This window comes from Pseudotamlana agarivorans (assembly GCF_018860245.1).
Taxonomy (GTDB): Bacteria; Bacteroidota; Bacteroidia; order Flavobacteriales; family Flavobacteriaceae; genus Pseudotamlana; species Pseudotamlana agarivorans_A.
Genome location: NZ_JAHKPD010000013.1, coordinates 279715 through 301407, shown reverse-complemented (window position 1 = coordinate 301407; position 21693 = coordinate 279715). Strand labels below are relative to the sequence as shown.

Sequence of the window (21693 nt, the reverse complement as noted above, 5' to 3'; positions counted from 1 at the left end):
GCTTTATTTAATTACAACTTTTGTTGATGCTGACGTATGAGCAGATTGGATTCTAAATAGGTACACGCCTGGTGCTAACTTTAAATCTTCTACACTTGTAGTAAGCGTTTGTTTTTCGAAAGTTTTCACCAGTGCTCCAGCCATATCAAACACTTGCACAACGCCGTTTAAAGGTGATTTTATATTTATGGTGTTTTTTGTTGGATTAGGATAAATTGAAAAATCAACAGCATTTACTTTTGCCGTACTTAAAGTGTTATCAAATAAGATATCGTCAATATAAAACAAGGCTTGCGAACCGGTTACTTTATCAGATTGTAACATTAACCTTATTCTATCCCCGTTTTCAATACTTGGATTCGAAGCTACACTTCTACTGAACGTTTTAGACACTTCTACCCACTGTCCCTTTTGCACACCAGAAACATCAATATTAATAGCAGCCGACGGGTTTTCCAAAACCATTCTGAGCTCACTAATAGACGTACTAGGGTCTATCCAAATTTTAAAACTTACCCGATTACTACCAGCAGGCAAACTTAATGAGCCATAAGGCGTAAAGGTTGTGTAGTTACCCGAAAACGTCCCTGAATGTTGAAATCTTATACTAAAATCGCCCGATGCCGGTTTTTCATTTTTTATACGCCATTCCGCTGTTGGTGAGTTCCACCAAGCTTGACTTCTGCCTTGAAAATAGAAAGGTCCCTCGAAACCCAAAGCATTAAAACTTGGGCCGTTAATTTCCTTTTGCCATATTCTAACATAGTCTATTTTATACTCCGCAGGAGAAGACAAATCAGCTTGAGATGGTAGTCCGTACCAAGAAAACACTTCAGAATCAAACCACAGTTCCTGAGGTGCATCATGCCTCCATTGATCATTAGCTTCTAGTTCTTGTCTCGTAACGTGTCTTAACAAAACTCCATCTAGATAAGTTTTTATATAATCTTTGTCCCACTCAAAACCATATACATGATAATCTTCTGCTAATCGAATGCCCATATCATTATCTACCTTCCAATTTTCATGATTTGCCGGAATATCTGGATCCCAATTAATCAAATTAGTTCTCTGTTTTCTTTCAATTGAGGCATTTGTACCCTGGGGGTTTCCTATCGGGCGCTTCCCATAGTTTTCAACCATATCTATTTCGGAATGGTAACCTGTGGTCCAAAAAGCCGAAGTTACTGGCGCATCGGCTATTCTTGCCCTAATTTCCATATAACCATACTTAAAAAATGTTTCGCTCATGACACAGGCCTGGGTAATAGGCTTACTATTATCTGCATTAGTTGAAGTACCTCCATAATACGTACCATCCTGTTTCGCATTGGCAAATGTGTAACTAGGCTCCCATTGACTTGTTAAAACTAAATCTCCGCCCTCTACTTTTACATTATGAGGAACAAATTGACCAGGAGCTCTTCCTTTCCACTTGCTTCTATAATCGCCATTCTCTCCAAGAATCCACCACTTAGTTTTATCTAATTCCCCTCCGTTAAACTCATCACTAATGGTCGTATTTAAAACCCAACCATCTGTATTTGACGGGTCTGTAAAAGGGTTTTGCCCCAGTATTTTAGTTGTAGTAAGCACCAAAATAAGTACAGTAACAACCTTCAATATTTCTTTATTATACATCTTCTAATTTTTAATTATCAACAATCGTTTTCTTAAGACGACACTTTGGGTAGGTTTCCCTGCCAACCTTTATTAAATTGTGCTAGCAACGCTTTTACAAGCTCCGGATTATCATCTGCTATATTTTTGGTTTCACTTGGATCTGTTTTATGGTCGTACAGCTCATAAAACAAAGGTTCGCTATCCGGCTTTGTATAGTCTTTCCAAACAATAAATCTATAGCGTGCCGTACGCATAGCATAGCCCATAACTTTGTTTTCAAACAAATCTCTATCCCATTTATCGCCCATTTGTTTTTTTATACGGCCTTCCACCTCTTCTATTAATGGCCCAAAATAGGTTTCTCGCATACCCTCTGACAATGGATTTGCAGCCCACTCTCTCAATGCCGGGTTAGGAAACTGGCTAAAAACAGCTTCTTTCCATGGGTTTTCTGGGTTTTCTAGAAGTGGTACAAAACTATAGCCTTCTAAATGCTCTGGCTTATCCAAGCCTGCAAGCTCTGCAAGTGTTGGGTACATATCAACCAATTCTACTAAGGCATCCGTTTTTTTGCCTCTGTTTTCGTCTGGCATATCTGGAGTCCAAATAACCAACGGTACGCGTGTTGCTATTTCATAATTGGTCGCTTTTCCCCAGATACCCATATCACCTAGATGCCAACCATGGTCACTCCATAAAATGATAATGGTATTCTCTCGAAGACCTGCTTCATCCAAAGCATCAATCATTTTACCAATTTGAGCATCAACATAACTAACACAGGCCAGATAAGCATGTTTAAGAGTAATGGCCATTTCATCATCAATAGGGCCTTTTTTAGGAATACCATATCGGGCTCTTAATTCGAATGATGGGTGTAACCCCATGGAAGCGCCATTCTCAGGTCCCTGCTTTTGTGCTGCTAATTTAATTTTAGAAGGGTCATACATATCCCAGTACTTCTTTGGTGCCAACCATTCTAAATGTGGTTTTTTCATACCCATACCTAGAAAAAACGGCTTTTCTGGGTCCTTTTCTAGCATATCTTTTAGCGTTGCTATTGCTAATTCAGCATTATAACCATCTTCATAAAAATAATCTGGAACATCGGCTTTTTCATAGGCAGGTCCTTTACCTAACCCATTTCTAGGAGCATTAGGACCATATTTTGCAATGACCTCTTCTTGGCTTTTTTTAGCATAAGCTTGATTCTCAGGAAGTGCGTACCCTCCTGGAGTTTTACTTTTTTCTACTGTCATTTTATCATAGGCAGGTTCTCTACTCCATGACAATTCTTTATCAGACCAAGCTGGCTTATGAAATATTTTACCCGTATGCACGGTTTCATAACCATTACTTTTGAAGTGCTGCGCTAGCGTAACAATATCTGGATTGGCCTCTCTAAAATATGTGAAGTTTTCAATAACATTGATTGACTCAGGCCTTGCACCAGTCATTAAACTAGCTCTTGAAGGACTGCATATAGGCTCTTGGCAATAGGCTCTATTAAACAACAAGCCATTTGAAGCCAACTTATCAATATTAGGCGTCAGTGCTATATCAGAACCATACGCACCAATTTCTGGTCGTAAATCATCAACAGCAAGAAACAAAATATTTGGTTGTTTTTTTATTTCTTCTTTTTGTTCCTCTTTCGATTTGCAGCCTACAAAAATGGCCAATAGAATAAGTATCTTAAGTAATTTCATTACTATTATAGGTTTAATTAAAATGTATTTGACCACCAATGCCAAATTGTTAATCAAATTAAATGAATTTAACAAAATTCATATTAATATAATTTACCTAATCACAATCGAATTTTACCCAAACTATATCTTGCCTTTTAAATTACAATGGGTTTTATTCTAAAAAAATACGATTAGGGGAATTTCACCCCATCTAACAAGCGAAGTAGTAAACAATAAATACGATAAGTAATTTAGGCGTTAACCTTATCCACAATGGTTTTACAAGCATCATAATATATGCCTACATCAACGGCATAGGCAATATATTTTACACCTAAATCAATCCATTGTTTTGCTGACTCTGGACTTTCTACAAATGTACCTACGACTTTACCGAGAGAGGCCGCCTTATCTACAATTTCTTTCATTTGAGAAATCACTTTCGGGTGATCAACTTGACCTGGTACGCCACATGATTGCGACATATCATAAGGCCCAATAAAAATAACATCTACCCCATCTACTTTAAGTATTTCATCAATATTTTTGAAAGCTATATTCCCTTCTATATGTATGATTACACCTGTAGCCTTATTGGCATGTCCAAAGTACTGTTCTTTAGGCATAGCTACATAGTCTGCAGCTCTCACATAACGACAAACACCTCGCGCCCCTTCTGGATAAAATTTTGCCGCTTTTACCACCCGCCTAGCATCTTCGGCTGTTTCTATTTGTGGTACTTGCACATAATCTGCCCCTATATCCAAGGCTTTAGAAATCACATTCTCGTTAATTTCAGGCACACGTATTACTGGTACAATATTTTTAGCTTGTGCTGCCCTAACATGACCTTGTATCGTTTCTATACTATTTGGGCCATGTTCTAAATCTAAGATAACAAAGTCGAAGCCGGAAAAAGCAGCTATTTCAACTAAAGCAGGGTCACTCACTTTCATGAATGGTCCCACAACAAATTTTTTCTTTTCAAAGAAACTCATATTCAAGTGTATTATTATATTTATTTTGTTACCCCTAACATAATAACTAGGATAGCTTTATTTCTTAGCTATAATGAACAAAATTTCATATGACAAACTAAATGAATATATCAAGCTCTGTGCTATTTAAAATTACCATGTCACAATCGAATATTACCCCAATATTTTATTATCTAATACGGCCCTATTAAAGAAACCTGAGCACTGTGTTAATATAGCTAAAGACAAGACTTGATGACGCGTAGGACATTAAAAACAAACTTTATTAAGCTGAGCATCTAGATGAGACAGGTCACAAAGACGAATGCCACCTCTTCTCTTTTTTATCTTGGGGAGTAGTTAGTCATTCGTGAGTGAACTTACATTCCTTTTCGAAGGCCTTTAAAAGGATCCTCCTCAGGTTTATTAGGCTCAATTTCCAATACGACGGGCAATGAAAATGGCACACTTACAGGTTTTCCATCCAATAACCCAGGAGAAATCGCTTTAGGCATTTCTTTTAGTATAGTTTCTACTTCACTTGATAAAAAGGGATTTGGAGATTGGATTTTAACACCTACAATGTCTCCTTTGGCATTCACTTTAAATCGACTTAAAATCCTAATGGTACCCGTGAGTTTTGTTTTTTTCCCGAGATCAACATCAAACTTTCTCTGAATTTCACCAGCAACCTGCGCATATAAACATTCCGTAAGGTCTGTATACTTTTTAGATTTTTGGCAACCAGCAAATACTGGTGGTCTTCCTACTGACGGTTTATTACTACACTCAAAAGTTTTTATGCCGTTTATATTTGAAATGAGGTGTATAGAATAGCGATTTAGAACATCTGGCGATTCAATATTTAATGCTTCATCGGGGAATTTTTTAAACGCACGAACTAATTTATCATTGATGTCTTCATTTCGAAAAACGGTAGTTGCTATGTTTATAGGTCTATTTTTCTTATCGAGGTTAAATGTTAAAAAAACAGCTTTTTGGTGTACATGCTTTAAAATATAGTCAAGCTCCTCTTTACCCAAATACTTTTTAAAGTGCATTGCAAATTTATTAGTGCTACTTAAACCAAACTCCGATTGATTTTCCTCAATAACATCCTCGGTATATGATCCACCATTATCATCAACTTCCAAAACAGCTCTATAATTATGGAATAACACGGTTGGGTTACCATTTCGCGTGGGTGGATGGATAGCTTGTGGAAACGATTTCATCATATTCCGAAGCGTAAGGTTTAAACTATCAGATGCCGTTTTAAATGTAGAATAACGCACTTGGCCTTTCTCGTCGAAAACAATATTGGGTTTCAGGTTTATGACTCCTATTAACTTGGCATTTTTAATATCTTTTGCAGTGATATGTTTTACAACATGGTCTTCAACTTTTTTGCCTATGCAAGCTGCCATTTTAAAATAGGAAGGAACGGATTCACAGCCTTCAAAAACAGGAAATCGATCTACAACAGCATTTTGGCTGCAATTTAAAATAACTTTTCCATCTTGCCATGACGTTAACTGAAGCGAATACATATTTAAAGCACTAAGGTCTTCTATGTTTAATTTGTTTATATCATACTTTTTAAATGCTTCAACAAATTGTTGGGATAATTCAGAATAAATAGCGGTGGTTCTAATATATTTCACTTTTCCGTCTTCTATCCGAAAAGTTAAAAACAAACGTTTTCGGTAGTCCTCTTTATAATTAATTTTTACTTTTTCGAGGAGACTTAAATCTATGTGTTTTTTGAAGAAAGTAGTTAAATCACTATTGGGACTTGGTTCTGCATAGTAATCAAATTCATCATATTTATCTTTAAAATTTGTAACTTTTGGTTGTGCAAATCCGAAACAAAAAAACAGAAATAAAGTGATGCTGAGGCTTGTTTTCATGGTTAGTCTATATTCTATTATTTAAAGGCTTTAAATGAAACGCTGTCTATTGAAATCGGACACGTTACAAATGAGCATTATCGCTTTTGTGATTTATAATTTCTATTGATAATCCAAAAACATAAAAAGCTATATTTTTTCACTGTTGATTTCATGTCTAGTTCTCGTTGCAAATGAGTGATAGTAAAGGGAATAGTAACGATCTAGCACTCGTTACAAACGATCGCTAGCAAAGCATTTAATCAAAAAGAAGATTAAAAACCAGATAAAAAAAGGTTGAATTTAATTAAAAACCCAACCTTTTTTTATTAGCCATTCATCTTTACCAAACCACTGGCATAAAGACAGTCATTTCTGCTTGCCCTCTATTGCTCCATGCAAAATAAGGTACGAGTTGAGTTTTGAATGATTTTAAAACTGGCTGTGTTACCGTTTGATACATATCATTATGTTTGTCTTCCCTTAAGAGTAACTCCGTATTTACCACAGTAACCCCGCCTAAGAAATCTTTTTTATGTTCGGCTTCCAAGACTGCATCTCCTTTGATATAGACATCTAATATTGAGGTGTCTTTTGGTAAATCTGGAGATTCAATACAATATACTATAGGCCCTCTTTTTACAGCTATTTGATTTCTTACTTCTTCAATTCTATTATGACCTTCAATACGCTGAACTTCCATTGGCATATCTAAAACAATGCTATCTCCTGCTTTCCAAACTCGATTAATTGTTGCAAATTTCCCAGGAATAACTTCAACACCTACGTTTTCTCCGTTTACTTTTAAGGTGCTACCAACGGCCCACTTAGGAATTCTAACTTGAATATCAAAAGCGGTATTTTTACATGCATCAACAGTAATTTTCACTAATCCTTTCCACGGATATTCTGTGTCTTGAGTAAGTTTTATTGGGGAACCATCCAACATAGTTGAGTCTAGATTATTACCACCGAATAACACTACGGCAACACCATTTTCTGATAAATTGTATGCCCATCCAGAACTTTTACAAATGGTTCTCACCAAGTTTGGTGGACAACAAAAACACTCTAGATAAGGTTGTCTTACAGGACTTTCAGTCACATCGGCATGGGCGTCATAATTTCTAGAATTATTCACCATGCGTAATGGATTGGAGTAGAAATAATCTTTTCCTTCTATTCCTATACCAGATAGTCCACTGTTATATAATACCAATTCTATAATATCAGCATATCTAGATTCGGCATGAATACCCATCATTCTATGACTGAACATGGCATTACACAGGTTGGCACAAGTTTCATTATAAGCGGTCATATTTGGCATCATATAAGCGTCTATAAAGCCTTCTTCAATCATATCTAAATTGGTTGAAGCGCCATAGTGCGCCTGACCAACAGCTCCTGTTACGTACATTTTTTTACCCGTAACGTTTTCCCATAGTTTATCCAAGGCATCAATTAATGCGGTCTCTCCTGTTTCTGCATAAACATCGGCAGCTCCTGCATAATAGTATAAAGCTAAAACAGCATGACCTACAGCCTCTTTTGATTCTCTAAAAGGCGTTCTTTCTTGTACCATATCACCAATAGGGTATCCAATGGTTGTTGAATCATGCTCAATTTCAAAAGTACCTCGTCTATTTATGAATTTTTCGGCTAATTTTAAATAGCGTTCATCTTTTACTGTTCGATACAACTCCACCAAGCCCATTATTTGGGTTTGATTAAAACCAAAACGTTGATAATGCTTGGTATCAGGCATAAAATACGTATATAGTAAATCTGCCATCTTTACAGCAATATCCAAAAAATTACGCTGTCCTGTAATGCGATAATGCACAGAACCTGCAATAAATAAGTGCCCAAAATTATACATTTCATGGTACTTACGGTTTTCAAATCGGTCTACACCTTCAGTAATTTGAACGTGAGTATGAATGTAGCCATCGTCCTCTTGCGCTCTACCAATTAGGCTAATATATTCGTCCAGCTCTTTTAAAATGGTTTCATCCTCAGTCAACCCATAAACATAGGTTTTAGCTTCCATGAATTTGAAAAAATCGCCATCATGCCAATAGAACCCTTTATGCACACCTTCTTTTTCTCCTGCTGCAATTTTAAAGTTATTTAAGCCATGACCTATGTCACCACAAAGTAAATCTCCCATATAAGGAAGCATTTTATCTTTTGCCGTATTCACCTTTTCAGCCCAGAACCCTGAAGTCCATGCACAGTCACCAAAGTTGATGCTTTTAAGTTTCACAAAGGGGCTTTCTGTAGTATTTGTTATTGCTTTATTATGCGTATTCATTTGTTGTATTCGTTTTTTTAATCCCGTTGATCTTATATTATCTTTTTACTTTTTTTCAAGTTTTAGTTGAATTTCTTCAATCGTCAAATTTTTCGTTTCTATTAAATATTTATATAAAATGACCATACCAATAAAAACGGTTGCCGCATAAAAAAGCAAGGTATTGCTTATGCCGAATGTGGCTAATTGTGTTGGAAACAGCATTTGAATCAACCAACTTACAGTACTAGTTATTAAGGTAAAGAAAGGAATAGCGATACCTCTTATGGAAATTGGAAAAATTTCAGAAAACAGAACCCACATGACAGGCCCAATTGAAAAATGGAATGCCGCTATAAAACTGAGAATACCAATTAAAACTAAAACTGCGTTGATATCAGCAGATTTTTGAATTAATAAGCTAGAATGTTCTCTAGTGTCTTCCTCTCCCAAAGACTTTATAAGTGCATTTTTGAGGGCGATATCACTGTCATATTGTATATCAATCATATTGCTTAGCCTATCGGTATTTTGAATTTCGGTCATTTCTGAAATAGCGTCTTCTGTAAGCGTATAAGTTGCGGTATTGAAACCATAAAAGGCTATTCCTAAACTTACAACAATCCAGGCCATACCACCAATAATCATCGGTCTTCGACCTAATCTATCTATCAATAACAAGCCTAAAAAGGTAAATACTAAAGCGGTTAAACCCGTCCAAATGGCTTGTATGAACGCAGCATCGGTCCCGATACCAATTTGCTCAAAAACGGTAGGTGCATAAAACAAAATAGCATTAATACCAGAAGTTTGCTGAGCTATAGCCAAGGTCATAGCTATTATAAAGGTTACCCTAAGCGGCTTACTAAATATTTCTGATAACTGAGAAAGCACCGACTTATCGCCTGAACTACTATCCATGCTAATTTTCATTTCTTCCATATGTTCAGATACCTTGTCTTCTGGCAAAAGTTTTCTTAAGGTTTGTCTGGCTTCATCAGCTTTATCATTGTAAAACAACCAAGCTGGGCTACGAGGCACAAAAAACAATAATATTAACCATAGTACTGCAGGTAATATTTCAGAACCGAGCATCCAACGCCAGGTATGTTCATTTATTCCTAAATCTCTAACCCATGCGGCATCAGAGCTTCCTAATTGTAGAATTAAATAATTTATAAAATAAGCCCCAGATAAACCTATAACAATGTTTATTTGAATCATTGTTACCAGTTTACCCCTAAGTTTAGGCGGCGCAATTTCACCAATATACATGGCCGCTAATGAAATGGATGTAAAAGCTAATCCGCCTAAAAAGCGAAAAGACAAGAGGCTCCAATAGTTTGGAGACAGAGATGAACCAACGGCAGAAACCACATAAAGCAAAGCCACTATTTGTAGTGTTTTTCGTCGTCCATATTTATTACAAGCATATCCAGCAAAAAATAATGCCAATAAAACCCCTAGGGCTGGTGCTCCAACAACCATTCCCAATTGGATTTCATTCAAAGCAAATTCTTGAGAAATAAATTTAACAGTACCCGAAATAAGTGCGGCATCCAATCCAAAAACAAAGCCTCCAATAGCGACGATGGTTGAATAGATATAGGCATTCTTTTTATATGATCTCATAATTAATTTAGTTTAGTTGTTAGTCCCAATGAAAACTTTAGTGTTCAATGATTTTATAGTCGTTTCTTCTGTTTCTCCATTAGTCCAGGTTATTTTTACTTTTACTGGCTTATCACAAGAACCCACTCCGAAATGAACAAAAGTGTTGTAGTTTGATGAATAAGCAGCTCCTGTATCTCCAATGGTATAGGATTGCGTATTATTACACGATTTTATGGTAACTAAAGCACCAAGCGGACTTGCATTTCCTTTTTTTGAGTTTCCAACAACTACAGTAGTGAAATTATTTTTATCCGTACTTTTCAAATTGTTTCTAAACAGATGCCATTTTCCTCTTTCGTTTCCAATGACGACATCTACTTTACCATCCAAGTCATAATCCACAGTACCAACAGCCATTCCAATTGCACCCAACTCTGTTGTTATGACACCATGCTCTTTTAAAAGTTCAAAGCTGGCATCTCCTTGATTTAAGTATATGACAGATTTATTTTTATGGATCAAATCCCCGCGACGAACCATCAAGATATCTTGAAAACCATTATTATCAAAATCGGCCACTGTGGCACTTTCGGTAAAATCTTCAAAAAACATATTCGCTTTTTTTGTAACATCAACAAACCTTCCTCCTTTATTCTCCAATAAAATATCATGTGGAGCCTTAGGGTGCTCATATTTCGGATAATCTTTCACGCCATGAACCACACCTGTTGCTGGTGCCCAAAGCGATCCTGAAATTCTCCAGTTATTATTACCAACATAACCAATATATGTTCCTGTTTTTTCACTGTAATCATCTGGAAAACCCAATGCATTACTATTGACCAATCTTATGTTTTTCCCTGAATGTGTTTCACCTGGAAACTCATAATCGTAAGCCGATTCACCAATAAAAAATGTGTCATTATTAGGCCATTGCGATTGAAAATTCTCAATATCCAAAACATCACCAATCTCTAAATCATCGAATTTAAACGCACCTCTTTTCGTGAAAAAGCCCCAGGTTTCAGAATCACCATCATAGAATGTTTCTCCTATTTCAAATTCTTGACTACGTGTAAAAAAAAGATCTAGATCACCATCATTATCGTAGTCTATTTGTACAACACTAGTGGTCTTATCAATTTTATACGGAAAAATTTTATCGGTTACATCTTCATAGGTCATATGTTCTTTTCCTTGGTATGCTTTTACATGACCACCTCCATACATGATAAGATCAAAAACCTGATCGCCGTTAAAATCTGTAACCAGTATTTTTTGTCCGTCTGCCTTAATAGCGGGTAATGTTGCATGTAATATTAGTTCACCTTGTCCATTATTTTTATAAATATAATTCTCACTTTCGCCATTTCTGTCTTTATCAGGAAACGCAAAATTCAATAAGTCTAAATCACCATCATTATCGGCATCTAAAAACTTAACCGTACGACCTCTCATTAAGGCTAAAGGCTTTTTAAAGTCAGGAAAATCGGTAAACTCCCGTTGTTTATTTACCTTAAATATTTTTGAATTTCTTGCATTGCTACCTGAACCGCCCCCGCGTGACACGATTAATTCTAAAATGCCATCTTTATCAAAATCACCAACAGAAACACCGTGTATATCGCCAATAATGATATCAAACGGTTTTTCAAATTTTCCTTTATTATTCCAACAAACCTGAACGCCATAACCATGATCATTTATTAACAAATCTGGGTATCCATCTTGATCTAAATCGGCAATAACAGGGGCATCCCATTTTCTTAGATTTTTCTCCTGCTTAGGAAAATCTTTTTCAACATCAATAAAAGAATTGGATTGTCCAAAACCAGAATTAGACATGAGGCAACATACTGTTGTTGTAATTGATAGCACTATATTTTTAAAGTGTTTTCTTAAATTCATACTATTTATTTCTATAGACTTTTATTTTAAATAAGTCGTGATTAGTTTTAATCTTATTAAAATTTTGTATTTCCTCCATATTTGAAATTCTCATTATAGTTACTTGAATTTTTAAATAATTTTTCAAGTTCTCTAAGTTTTTTAGGGAATTTACTTGAGAGGTTTATAGATTCAGTTTCATCTTTGCTTAAATCATAAAGTTCTGTTTCAGATTTCAAACCATATCGTACTGCTTTCCATTTTCCTTGGCGTACTGCTTGTCTAAAACCTTTATCATTTCCATTTTTATCCATCTTGTTTAAATGAAGTTCCCAATAAAGATAATCGTGTGTGTTTTGAATAGTGTTATTACAAAGTGTTGGCAAAAAAGAAATTCCATCACTTGTAGAAGGTGTATTAATTTTTGCTACTTCTGCTAAAGTTGGCATAATATCTTGAAAAGCTCCAACATGGTTATTAGTCGTCCCTTGCTTAATTTTACCTTTCCAAATCACAAATAAAGGCACCTTTATCCCGCCTTCATAAAGGTCTCGTTTAGCTCCTCGATATTCTCCATTACTTTTGAAAAATTGTTCGTCATGACCATTTTCCTTTTGACCACCATTATCACTAGTAAAAACAATTAAAGTATTATCTAATCTACCTGTTACTTCAAGATACCTCATTAACCTTCCAACCTGTTCATCCAACAATGTAATTCGCGCTGCATGAAGACGTTCTATTTCTGGCCAATCAGTTTTATTATACATGGTTTTATTACGAATATCAACTTCATGACCATGAGGAATACGGTACGACATAAACAGAAAAAAGGGTTTATCATCATCGCGCTTCTCAAAATAGTCAATTGCTTGTGTTGTACGAAACTCGTCCATACAGCTATATTTTTTATAATCATATTTTATAGCTTCATCTAAACCATTAATCCAATCGTAATCTGAATCAATGTGTAAATTACCATTTAAACGTTTCCACTGTCCTTGAACAGCATAGTCGAAACCACGATTTGCTGCCCATGTTTCTAGATGATATGGGTCATCTAAATGCCATTTCCCAAAATAAATAGTTTCATAACCAGCAGGCTTAAGCATTTCTGCTAATGTTGTTTCTTTTGGCTTGATTGATACACGATCAAATTGCTCTCTTTCTGGATGAAAACCTATATTTCCTCGTATAGAACTTTTACCAGAACTAATACCGGTCATAAGTACGGCTCTTGAAGGCGAACAAAGAGAATTTCCTGCATAGAAGTTAGTAAATCTCATACCTTCTTTAGATAATTGATCTAAAAAAGGTGTCTTTATCTTTTCTTGACCATACGAACCTAGTTCCCCATAACCGAGATCATCAGCAAGCATAAAAACAATATTTGGAATCTCTTCTCCTTTATTATTTTGCGAAAATGAAACAAAATGTAAAACAAAAATAAAACCCAATAATAGTTGATGTTTTTTCATGAAATATTAAATTTTTATCTCCTTTTTATTCCTCTTTTTTGCTTCTACATCATAATAAGTGATTGGTGTATCGCCTTCTCCTATTTCAATGTTATAAGTTCCATTTTTTAAAACCTTTGGTTGATAGTTTTTTCCGTTTGTTCTTATAGAAGACACAACTTCTCGTGTTTTACTATCTCTTACAGTAACCACTTGATTTTCTTTTGAAAGCTGAATGGTTGGCAAAAAATAAGCGTTTCTAGGGTTGAAATTATCCAATTGTGAAATGGTTATTGGCCAACCTGGATATTGTTTACTCTCCGGATTGGTGATATCAACATTTCTTGGCCAACATTCAAAAGTTATATTTCTTTTAGGTTTGTTGTATTTTATGATACCAAACCCGGCCACTCTTGTGGATAATTTACCGCCTTCACTTTTTTGCTCCTCAGAAGGGTTTCCTACCGCTTCAACAGTTATCTTATTTTGATAGCCATCTAAAAAATCACCAGTATAATAGGGCGCGTTCTTTTGTCGGTTTTTACCAGGAGTTTTAGGATCCCACCAACGCATCCAATAATTTGCAATGGCTGGAGTAACAAAAGAATACCCTGCATCTCCCCAATCGTCAATACCATGTTTTACAAAAGTTGCCAAATGCTGGTCGCCCGCTATCATAGGTGAAAAACTCTTTCTTATTGCGGCCAGAGCTTTATTTCTTCCTGTTTGTGGCCATCCATTAGTATCAAAATCTGCTATAATTTCACGGTCGTGTTTTCCAGTATAGTTATTTACCATGGCAAACACCGTTTGAGTTAAAACCGTTTTCATTTCGGCATTTTCCCAATCCGTTGTCCAATCTTCTAAAAACTCTAATTGACGATCTCCTAATAATTTCGCGCCTGGAATATCTAGTTTTCTAGTATCAATATTAGGATCAAAAAGTGCGTCTTTCGTGCCGTCAGGAAAAATGTCTGGTGCGTACTTAGGTAAATCCAGTAAACCAGACTTAAATTTTCTATCTTCTAAGATGGCAAAACTCAATCCGCCCCATTTCAAATCGGTATAATACACCCCAATACCCTGCTCAATTGGTGTCGGGTCGTAAGGATCTGGTAAATGACTCGTTTGTGCCCTTTCCACTTCTTGAACGTATTCTACTGGCATGTAATAGCCGCCAGACACACCACTTCTCGTTTCTGTTTTTTTACCGTTTGCCCCCCAGATATTTCCTTGACCAACATCATGATCGTCCGTAATACAGATGGTTGGTGTGTTTCTTAATAACTCACCAAAGTCGATCCCAAATTTCAACCAATATATATAATGCTGGCTATGGTCATAAACTTGGTCGCCTGAAAAGAAAATTAAATCGGGTTGAATCTTTTTTAAATTTGTTACGATATCCTCTCTAGAAATATCACCACCGTGTCTTGGGTAAACAGAGTTACAAGTTAAGGCTGCTAGTACAAAAGTATCTTGATGAATAGGATTTATACGAATAAGCCCTTCATAAAAGGCCTTATTGTTATGAACCACTCTATACTTTGCCTCTTTAGTATCATCCCAGTTCTCAATTCTAAACAAGGAGGTATATCCTGGGTATCTTATGGGCGCTGTCGCTCGTTTTACCCATTCACCATTTTCTTCAATTTCTAATATCGCTTCAAAAGGTTCAAAATTTATTATTGGATAAAATTGAGCGTTTAGCTTCAAGGTGTTTTCGTGCACCGTATAAAGCGCAAAAGCGATTCTGTCTTGTGGCTTAATATTTTTAGGTATGGAAATAAATTCCTGTGCCTGAATACCCAATCCACAGATTAGAAATAACCAAACAAACAGAAATCGACCTTTTTTTGCTAATGGCTCAATCATAATTAAATAGCTGTAGAAACACGTTTTTTCACTAAATAATCCTCTAGTGCTAAATGTGAACAATCGTGACCTATACCACTATTTTTATAACCGCCATGAGGTAAATAAATGGCATATTTCACACCATTAATTTGAATTTCACCAAATTCTAATTCTTCAGTAAATCGTTCAATTCTCTTATGGTCGTTAGTAAAGATATAAGATGCCAATCCAAATTCCGTATCATTAGCCAATTCCAGAACTTCATCGTCTGTTTCAAATGGCATAATACCAGCTACCGGTCCAAAAGTTTCTTGAGTAAATAGTTTCATGTCTGTAGTGACACCTGAGACTACTGTTGGCTCAATCCAGTTTCCTCCTTCAGGGAAACCTTTTGGTATTTTTCCGCCATATTCTAAAGTGGCTCCTTTACTCACGGCGTCTTCAACCAAATCAAACATTCTATCTCTGTCCTTTTTGCTCACAACTGGTCCCATAAAAACCTCTGGATTTTCTTTTACTCCAAATCCGAGTTTAATTTCAGACGCTCTTTTAGCATAGGCTTTAACGTATTTATCATAGATACTTTTATGAACAAAAATTCGATTTGCAGCAACACAAACCTGTCCAGAATTTCCATATCTAAGGGCTATACCTAGGTCTAAAGCTTTGTCAAAATCGGCATCTTCAAAAACAATAAAAGGCGCATTTCCACCTAATTCCAATCCGAATTTTTTAATAGAAGTCGTACTATCAGCAATAACACGCAAACCTGTTTGTGTAGAGCCAATCATGGTTATCACTGCTGGAATATGGCTTTTAGTCATCGTTGTTGCTACTTCGCTGCTTGGGCCTGATATAATATTCACCACACCTGCTGGAAAATTAATACTATGCATAATTTCGCCAACCATATATGCAGATAATGGCGACATGTCAGAAGGCTTAATTATCAATGAGCAACCTGCTGCGAGCGCCGGTCCAATTTTATAACCAACATTAAGTAATGGAAAATTCCAGGCTAAATAAGCCACGGCAACACCCGCTGGTTTGGCTATCATTTTATGCGTGTGCGAATTATCATAATCAGGAATTTGTTCTTCTCTCATGTTTTGCATCGCAGCTGGATACCACTCCAATGCCTCGGTTAACCTATCGATATCTTCTTGAGCACCTGCATAGGTTTTTCCCATTTCATGTACCATGGCCGTTTTGAGTTCATGCTCTTTTTCCAAAATAGCTAAACGCAATTTGTTCATCCATTGGGTACGCTCTGTCAAAGATAATTTAGACCAATATTTGAATCCTTTTTGCGAAGATTTCAAGGCTTTTTCTGCATCTTCCTTTCCTGCCCTTGCAACTTGTGCAATAACTTCACCTGTTGCTGGACAAATAACATCACCTCTTTCACCGCTAACGGCGTCTACCAGCTCACCATCTATATATAATTTTTTATATCCGAAATTTTCAGTATTCATTCGTTTATTTTTTAATAATAATTTTAATTATTTTTCTGAGAATTCTTTCAGTACATCCTCATTCACATCAATTCCAAGACCCGGTCTGTCTGGAACCGCAATAAAACCATCTTTCATTTCAATTGAAGGAAAGGTAAGTTTTTCTCTCAAACCATTTTCTGTTTGGTCATACTCCATTAAGAAGTCTGGTTGATACATACGCCCTGGAACAGATTCTATATTTGATATGAAATGAAGGGCTACATGAATACCAATAGAGGTCCCCCATGTATGTGGAACAATATCTACACCATTAGCACTGGCAATAGCAGAAATACGCTTTGCCTCGGTTAATCCACCACTCGCACAAATATCTGGTTGAATAATATCTACCGATTTATTTTGAATCAATTGTTGAAACCCAAATCTTAAGTATTCACATTCTCCTCCAGAGATTGGAATTGAGGTTTTCTGCCTTAACTCACTATATTGCTCATAAAACTCTGGAGATAATGGTTCTTCAAACCAACCAATATCGTATTGCTCTATTTTTCTAGCCAATTCTGTTGCTTCTCTTAAAGTGTAAGCATGATTAGAATCTACCATTAATTTTATGTCTGGACCGATAACATTTCGCATTTTAGCAACATTCTCAACATCAGCTTTAATCCCTAATCCAACTTTCATTTTCATAGCTTTAAACCCTTGAGAAATATATAATTTTGCTTCTTCCTCAAAATCTTTTGAAGGGTTACTATGATCTGTAAAATACAGACCAGTCGCATAAGGTTGCACCCTATTTCTGTGTGCACCTCCCAATAAAGTTGAAACAGGTAATCCTAAAATCTTTCCTTTTAAATCCCAAATAGCGATATCAATAGCACTCATTGAAGCTACCAAAATACCTCTTCTAGCAAAATCTAATGTTTTACGATACATTTTGTTCCATACCACCTCATTTTGCAAGGCATTTTCGCCTATTACAAAAGGTGCTAAAAGTTTAATTCCTGCTTCTAGAACCGTTGCAGGACCATACCCTTCTCCCCAGCCATAGGTACCATCTGAAGCTGTCACTTTAACAACACAAATACAACGTTCTGAATATTCCCACTGGGAAAAGAAAAAGCTTTTTGATAGTTTATCTTTAAGTATAAAGGTTTCTATTTTCTCAATTACCATTTTATATGATTTAATTTTTGATTTTTAAATTGACACCAATTATATAACATAATTGAACCCTGATTTTCTCGTCTAAGATACCTCTTGACCGGTACTTAAAGCCTTCTTTATTTACCTACAAAATAACCAATATTACCTTATTATCGTAAATAAGAAAAACAAATAAATCGTCTAAAAACCTAACTTTTTAGACGATTTATTTTTTAATACCAAAAACGATATTAAAATTTTCTGACACTAAACCTTTTTCAGTTCGTCTCGCATTCGTAACAAAAATGGTTGAACGTTATCCTCTCCTGAAATTGTTTTTAAGGTTTCAACAAAATTATTGTTGCACTCATTAAGTTGAGTTTTTTTCTCTTCTCCTGTGATTTCTCCTGCTTTCGCTTTTTTACTCACTTCTTTATAGTCAAGAATATAATTTGTGCGTTCCTTAAGAAGTTCTTTTTGTTGTTTCTTATCCAAATGGAATTCTTTCACGGCTTCATCTACAAAATAGTCAATCTTTTTTTGGTCCCATTTACTCTGACCGAAGGTTACAGTTATGGTAAGTAAAAATAAAATTCCTAAAATAACACGTTTCATAATTTAAAATTTTTAATGTTAATAAAATATTTCGTTTTTTTATCAGCACATTTTTATTTGACTTTTTGCCAAACTCTTACATACTCGATTTCAAAATCTACAACTCCATCTTCCTTTTGCCCAACTGGACTATTAGCTTCCAGTTCAGCTTTTGTTTTTGGGATATCGTTCCAAGGAAAAGTTTCTTGATCCAACCAAAGACTTATGGGTTTGGTAGCCACATAACCATTATAATCATCCGGCAAAGACACTTTTTTTCTGTTTTCTTTGGCCCAAGCGGTTACTTCATCATTAGAAACTTGCGAAAACAGTTTACCATCAATAAAATATTTCACACCTTTTTCGTCCCATTCAATACCCCAAATATGAAAATCGTCTGCCACTCTAAATCCAACATCTTTTCGTTCAGTATACGTAGGCTTTCCATTTACGGGTTTGTTCCAATCTCTTGTTGACCACCATAACTGACTGTCTAAATGTTTTTTGTTTGGGTTTATCGTACCGCCATATAATTCAAAAAAATCAAATTCTAGCATGTCTCCCATGGCCCAAAAGGCACTAGAAACAGGGGCGTCTGCAGCTTTACTTTTAATTTCAATATAACCGTATTTGAATTCCTTACGACCAATAAAGCATGCTGTGGTAATATTTTCATAAGGCAAAGCTTCTCCAAACACAGGTTTTCTAACCTCTTTTATAAAAGGAAAATCAGGTTCCCATCGTGTCTCAAGAATCAATTTACCTTGCTCTAATCTGTAATTACGACCAGAAAACTGCGATGGCGCACGACCCGTCCAAACCTTTTTATTTGGTTTATCTGGATGCTTATAAAACGGTGCTCCATTTTCAAACTTACCAACTATGTACCATTTATTTTCGTCAATCGTAGCCGCATCAAATTCATCACTTACTTCCGTATTAAGTTTCCAATTTCCGGCGTTAGAAGGATCGGAAAAAGGAAGGACAGAATGAATTTCGTTATTCTTTGATTTAGATACATCTTTACTTTTGCAGTTAAAATATAGTCCAAAAACAAAAAACAGTGTCAATAAAATTGTTGTTTTCTTTATTAAAGCCATGCTTATAAATTTATTCATTTAATGTTTTAGCTTTTTTGCCAAACTCTTATATACTCAATTTCATAATCAACAGGCAAATCAGCTTCTTCAGGAATGCCCAACCAAGGAAATGTTTCAGAATCAAACCATATTCTATATGGTACATCTGTAACCCATTTTTCTTCACCTAATGTTGATTTTAAAATTGTGCCGTCTGAGTGCAGTTCTCCGTCTACATAAATTTTAATATATTCAGAAGTCCATTCAAAGCCATACACATGAAAATCGTCTGCCGTATTATGATCAACTTGAATATTATCCGAATAGGCGGGCCCATTTCCATCGGGTAAATAATAGTAATTATCAGGATCCCAACTTATCATATTAAATTTCAATCGCTTTCTCCAAGAGCCACTTGTTTTGTGTCCTCCAAACATTTCAAACATATCTAGTTCAGATTTATTACCTGTAGTCCAAAAAGAGCTAGTAACCTGTGCTTTAGCCGATTTACATTTTATTTCCATATAACCATACTGAAATAACTTCTTCGTAATAACTGCTGCCGTTGTAATATTTTCAAAAGCTTCACCAGTATTTGGGTGCTCTTTTGGATTAAAATTGTAATCAGGCTCCCATCTGGTTTGAATTTTCAATTTACCGTCTTCCAAACGCACATTTTCGGTTGAAAATTGAGATGGTGGACGCCCTACAAAATTAGATTGATAGACGCCATCTCTACCTTGAATAAGCCATTTTTCTTCATCTAAAGAATCCGCTTGAAACTCATCACTAACTTCAATATTCAAAATCCAATTTCCTGAATTTGATTGGTCAGACAATGGGTAACTATCGTCTGGAGTATTATCTGGAGGTGTTGTTTCCTCCTCAACTTCAACTTCATCCTTTACCTCAACATCATCCTGTATTTCAAGCTCATCAGAATCACTGCTAGAGCAACCTGTAAATGCCATAAAAAAAACGGCTGTACTAATGTAAATCCACTTGTAATTTAATTTTATATCTATCATTTTCTATCGTATTACGCGTCCAGAACCAGAACCACCCATAAGCGCTTCAACCTCAGTACGTGTAGAAAAGTTAAAATCACCTTTAATAGAATGTTTTAAACATGATGCTGCTACAGCATACTTAACAGCTGTTTGAGGTTCAGATAATTCAGAAGTAGTTAAAGCAAATATTAAACCTCCAGCAAACGAATCGCCGCCACCCACTCTATCAACAATATTTCTAATTTTATAAGATTCATAATTACCCTGAGCATCTAAGGGTGCAAAGAACGGCTTATCCGATTTAGCATCATAAAGCATTGCTCCCCAATTATTATGAGATGCTGAATAGCTTTCACGTAATGTTATGGCTACCTTGCTCACATTAGGAAATTGTTTAACAACCTGACGTGCGACATCTGGGTAACGCGACGTATCTAGTTTTCCTGCATGCACATCAGTGTCTCCAGCTTTGATACCCAAAACATCATGACAATCTTCTTCATTTCCAATAACCACATCAACGAAAGGTAAAATTTTGCGCATGGTTTCTTGTGCCAATTCACGAGCCGATTTTGAGTCATCCCAATCCCAAAGTTTTCCTCTAAAATTTAAGTCAATGGAAACAGAAGCGCCTGCTTTTTTTGCATTTTGGGCAGCAACCAATGTAGCGTTTGCAGCATTTTTAGAAAGTGCTGGGGTAATACCACTCAAGTGTAACCAGCTAGCGCCTTTAAAAATAGCGTCCCAGTTATAAGACTCAGCTGGTGTAATAGCTATCGCGGAATCAGCGCGATCATATATGACATTACTTGGCCTTTGATTAGCACCAGTTTCTAAAAAATAGAGTCCTAAACGCCCCTTATCTGTACGTAAAACATATTGGGTATCTACACCAACTGCTCTAACTGCATCCATAGTAGCTTCTGCCAAAGCGTGCTTTGGTAACGCTGTAACATAACGAGCCGTACCTCCAAAATTACAAATTGAAGCGGCCACACTCCCTTCAGCTCCTGCATAAGTAACATCAAATTGACGGGTTTGTCTTAATCTTAAATTGTCTGGAGCTGCAATTCTTGCCATTATTTCTCCAAAGGTTACTACTATATTCATTTTTAT

The 21693-nt window shown here is 35.9% G+C and carries 15 protein-coding genes; all 15 read right to left on the bottom strand.

The window, feature by feature from the left end:
• Nucleotides 1–3 precede the first annotated feature (3 nt).
• The 15 genes from KO493_RS09835 to KO493_RS09765 all read right to left on the bottom strand — a co-directional run bounded on the left by KO493_RS09835 (nt 4) and on the right by KO493_RS09765 (nt 21687).
• Nucleotides 4–1641, bottom strand: coding sequence for a T9SS type A sorting domain-containing protein (locus tag KO493_RS09835; RefSeq protein ID WP_216067783.1), 1638 nt, complete (start codon nt 1639–1641; stop codon nt 4–6).
• 32 nt (nt 1642–1673) lie between these two features.
• Nucleotides 1674–3332, bottom strand: coding sequence for a sulfatase (locus KO493_RS09830; RefSeq protein WP_216067782.1), 1659 nt, complete (start codon nt 3330–3332; stop codon nt 1674–1676).
• A gap of 233 nt (nt 3333–3565) precedes the next feature.
• Nucleotides 3566–4312, bottom strand: coding sequence for an HpcH/HpaI aldolase family protein (locus KO493_RS09825; protein ID WP_216067781.1), 747 nt, complete (start codon nt 4310–4312; stop codon nt 3566–3568).
• Between the two features lie 359 nt (nt 4313–4671).
• Nucleotides 4672–6201 carry an energy transducer TonB gene (locus KO493_RS09820; RefSeq protein WP_216067780.1) on the bottom strand — a complete coding sequence of 510 codons (1530 nt, stop codon included), beginning with the start codon at nt 6199–6201 and terminating at the stop codon, nt 4672–4674.
• A gap of 322 nt (nt 6202–6523) precedes the next feature.
• Nucleotides 6524–8497, bottom strand: coding sequence for a glycoside hydrolase family 127 protein (locus tag KO493_RS09815; RefSeq protein WP_216067779.1), 1974 nt, complete (start codon nt 8495–8497; stop codon nt 6524–6526).
• Nucleotides 8498–8542: 45 nt separating this feature from the next.
• Nucleotides 8543–10108 (bottom strand): sugar porter family MFS transporter, encoded by a 1566-nt coding sequence (locus tag KO493_RS09810; RefSeq protein ID WP_216067778.1) that lies wholly within the window; start codon nt 10106–10108, stop codon nt 8543–8545.
• Nucleotides 10109–10120: 12 nt separating this feature from the next.
• On the bottom strand, nt 10121–11998 hold the full coding sequence (locus tag KO493_RS09805) for a CRTAC1 family protein (RefSeq protein WP_216067777.1): 1878 nt from the start codon (nt 11996–11998) through the stop codon (nt 10121–10123).
• Between the two features lie 56 nt (nt 11999–12054).
• Nucleotides 12055–13455 (bottom strand): sulfatase-like hydrolase/transferase, encoded by a 1401-nt coding sequence (locus KO493_RS09800; protein WP_216067776.1) that lies wholly within the window; start codon nt 13453–13455, stop codon nt 12055–12057.
• 6 nt (nt 13456–13461) lie between these two features.
• Nucleotides 13462–15309: an alkaline phosphatase D family protein gene (locus tag KO493_RS09795; RefSeq protein ID WP_252723207.1), complete on the bottom strand. Its 1848-nt coding sequence runs from the start codon at nt 15307–15309 to the stop codon at nt 13462–13464.
• Between the two features lie 2 nt (nt 15310–15311).
• Nucleotides 15312–16766, bottom strand: a complete 1455-nt coding sequence (locus tag KO493_RS09790; protein ID WP_216067775.1) for an NAD-dependent succinate-semialdehyde dehydrogenase — start codon at nt 16764–16766, stop codon at nt 15312–15314.
• A gap of 27 nt (nt 16767–16793) precedes the next feature.
• Nucleotides 16794–17924, bottom strand: a complete 1131-nt coding sequence (locus KO493_RS09785) for a mandelate racemase/muconate lactonizing enzyme family protein (protein WP_216067774.1) — start codon at nt 17922–17924, stop codon at nt 16794–16796.
• Nucleotides 17925–18161: 237 nt separating this feature from the next.
• Complete coding sequence (locus tag KO493_RS09780; RefSeq protein WP_216067773.1) at nt 18162–18509, bottom strand: hypothetical protein; 348 nt, start codon at nt 18507–18509, stop codon at nt 18162–18164.
• 53 nt (nt 18510–18562) lie between these two features.
• Nucleotides 18563–19606: a family 16 glycosylhydrolase gene (locus KO493_RS09775; protein ID WP_252723206.1), complete on the bottom strand. Its 1044-nt coding sequence runs from the start codon at nt 19604–19606 to the stop codon at nt 18563–18565.
• Nucleotides 19607–19614: 8 nt separating this feature from the next.
• Nucleotides 19615–20595: a family 16 glycosylhydrolase gene (locus KO493_RS09770; protein WP_216067772.1), complete on the bottom strand. Its 981-nt coding sequence runs from the start codon at nt 20593–20595 to the stop codon at nt 19615–19617.
• Between the two features lie 3 nt (nt 20596–20598).
• Nucleotides 20599–21687, bottom strand: a complete 1089-nt coding sequence (locus KO493_RS09765) for a sugar kinase (RefSeq protein WP_216067771.1) — start codon at nt 21685–21687, stop codon at nt 20599–20601.
• Nucleotides 21688–21693: the final 6 nt, after the last annotated feature.

Excerpts from the sequence above, each read along its gene's own strand:
- KO493_RS09805 (WP_216067777.1), bottom strand. The coding sequence starts at position 11,998 with ATGAATTTAAGAAAACACTTTAAAAATATAGTGCTATCAATTACAACA.
- KO493_RS09790 (WP_216067775.1), bottom strand. The coding sequence starts at position 16,766 with ATGAATACTGAAAATTTCGGATATAAAAAATTATATATAGATGGTGAG.
- KO493_RS09770 (WP_216067772.1), bottom strand. The coding sequence starts at position 20,595 with ATGATAGATATAAAATTAAATTACAAGTGGATTTACATTAGTACAGCC.
- KO493_RS09830 (WP_216067782.1), bottom strand. The coding sequence starts at position 3,332 with ATGAAATTACTTAAGATACTTATTCTATTGGCCATTTTTGTAGGCTGC.
- KO493_RS09775 (WP_252723206.1), bottom strand. The coding sequence starts at position 19,606 with ATGAATAAATTTATAAGCATGGCTTTAATAAAGAAAACAACAATTTTA.
- KO493_RS09820 (WP_216067780.1), bottom strand. The coding sequence starts at position 6,201 with ATGAAAACAAGCCTCAGCATCACTTTATTTCTGTTTTTTTGTTTCGGA.
- KO493_RS09810 (WP_216067778.1), bottom strand. The coding sequence starts at position 10,108 with ATGAGATCATATAAAAAGAATGCCTATATCTATTCAACCATCGTCGCT.
- KO493_RS09785 (WP_216067774.1), bottom strand. The coding sequence starts at position 17,924 with ATGGTAATTGAGAAAATAGAAACCTTTATACTTAAAGATAAACTATCA.
- KO493_RS09815 (WP_216067779.1), bottom strand. The coding sequence starts at position 8,497 with ATGAATACGCATAATAAAGCAATAACAAATACTACAGAAAGCCCCTTT.
- KO493_RS09825 (WP_216067781.1), bottom strand. The coding sequence starts at position 4,312 with ATGAGTTTCTTTGAAAAGAAAAAATTTGTTGTGGGACCATTCATGAAA.
- KO493_RS09795 (WP_252723207.1), bottom strand. The coding sequence starts at position 15,309 with ATGATTGAGCCATTAGCAAAAAAAGGTCGATTTCTGTTTGTTTGGTTA.
- KO493_RS09765 (WP_216067771.1), bottom strand. The coding sequence starts at position 21,687 with ATGAATATAGTAGTAACCTTTGGAGAAATAATGGCAAGAATTGCAGCT.
- KO493_RS09780 (WP_216067773.1), bottom strand. The coding sequence starts at position 18,509 with ATGAAACGTGTTATTTTAGGAATTTTATTTTTACTTACCATAACTGTA.
- KO493_RS09800 (WP_216067776.1), bottom strand. The coding sequence starts at position 13,455 with ATGAAAAAACATCAACTATTATTGGGTTTTATTTTTGTTTTACATTTT.
- KO493_RS09835 (WP_216067783.1), bottom strand. The coding sequence starts at position 1,641 with ATGTATAATAAAGAAATATTGAAGGTTGTTACTGTACTTATTTTGGTG.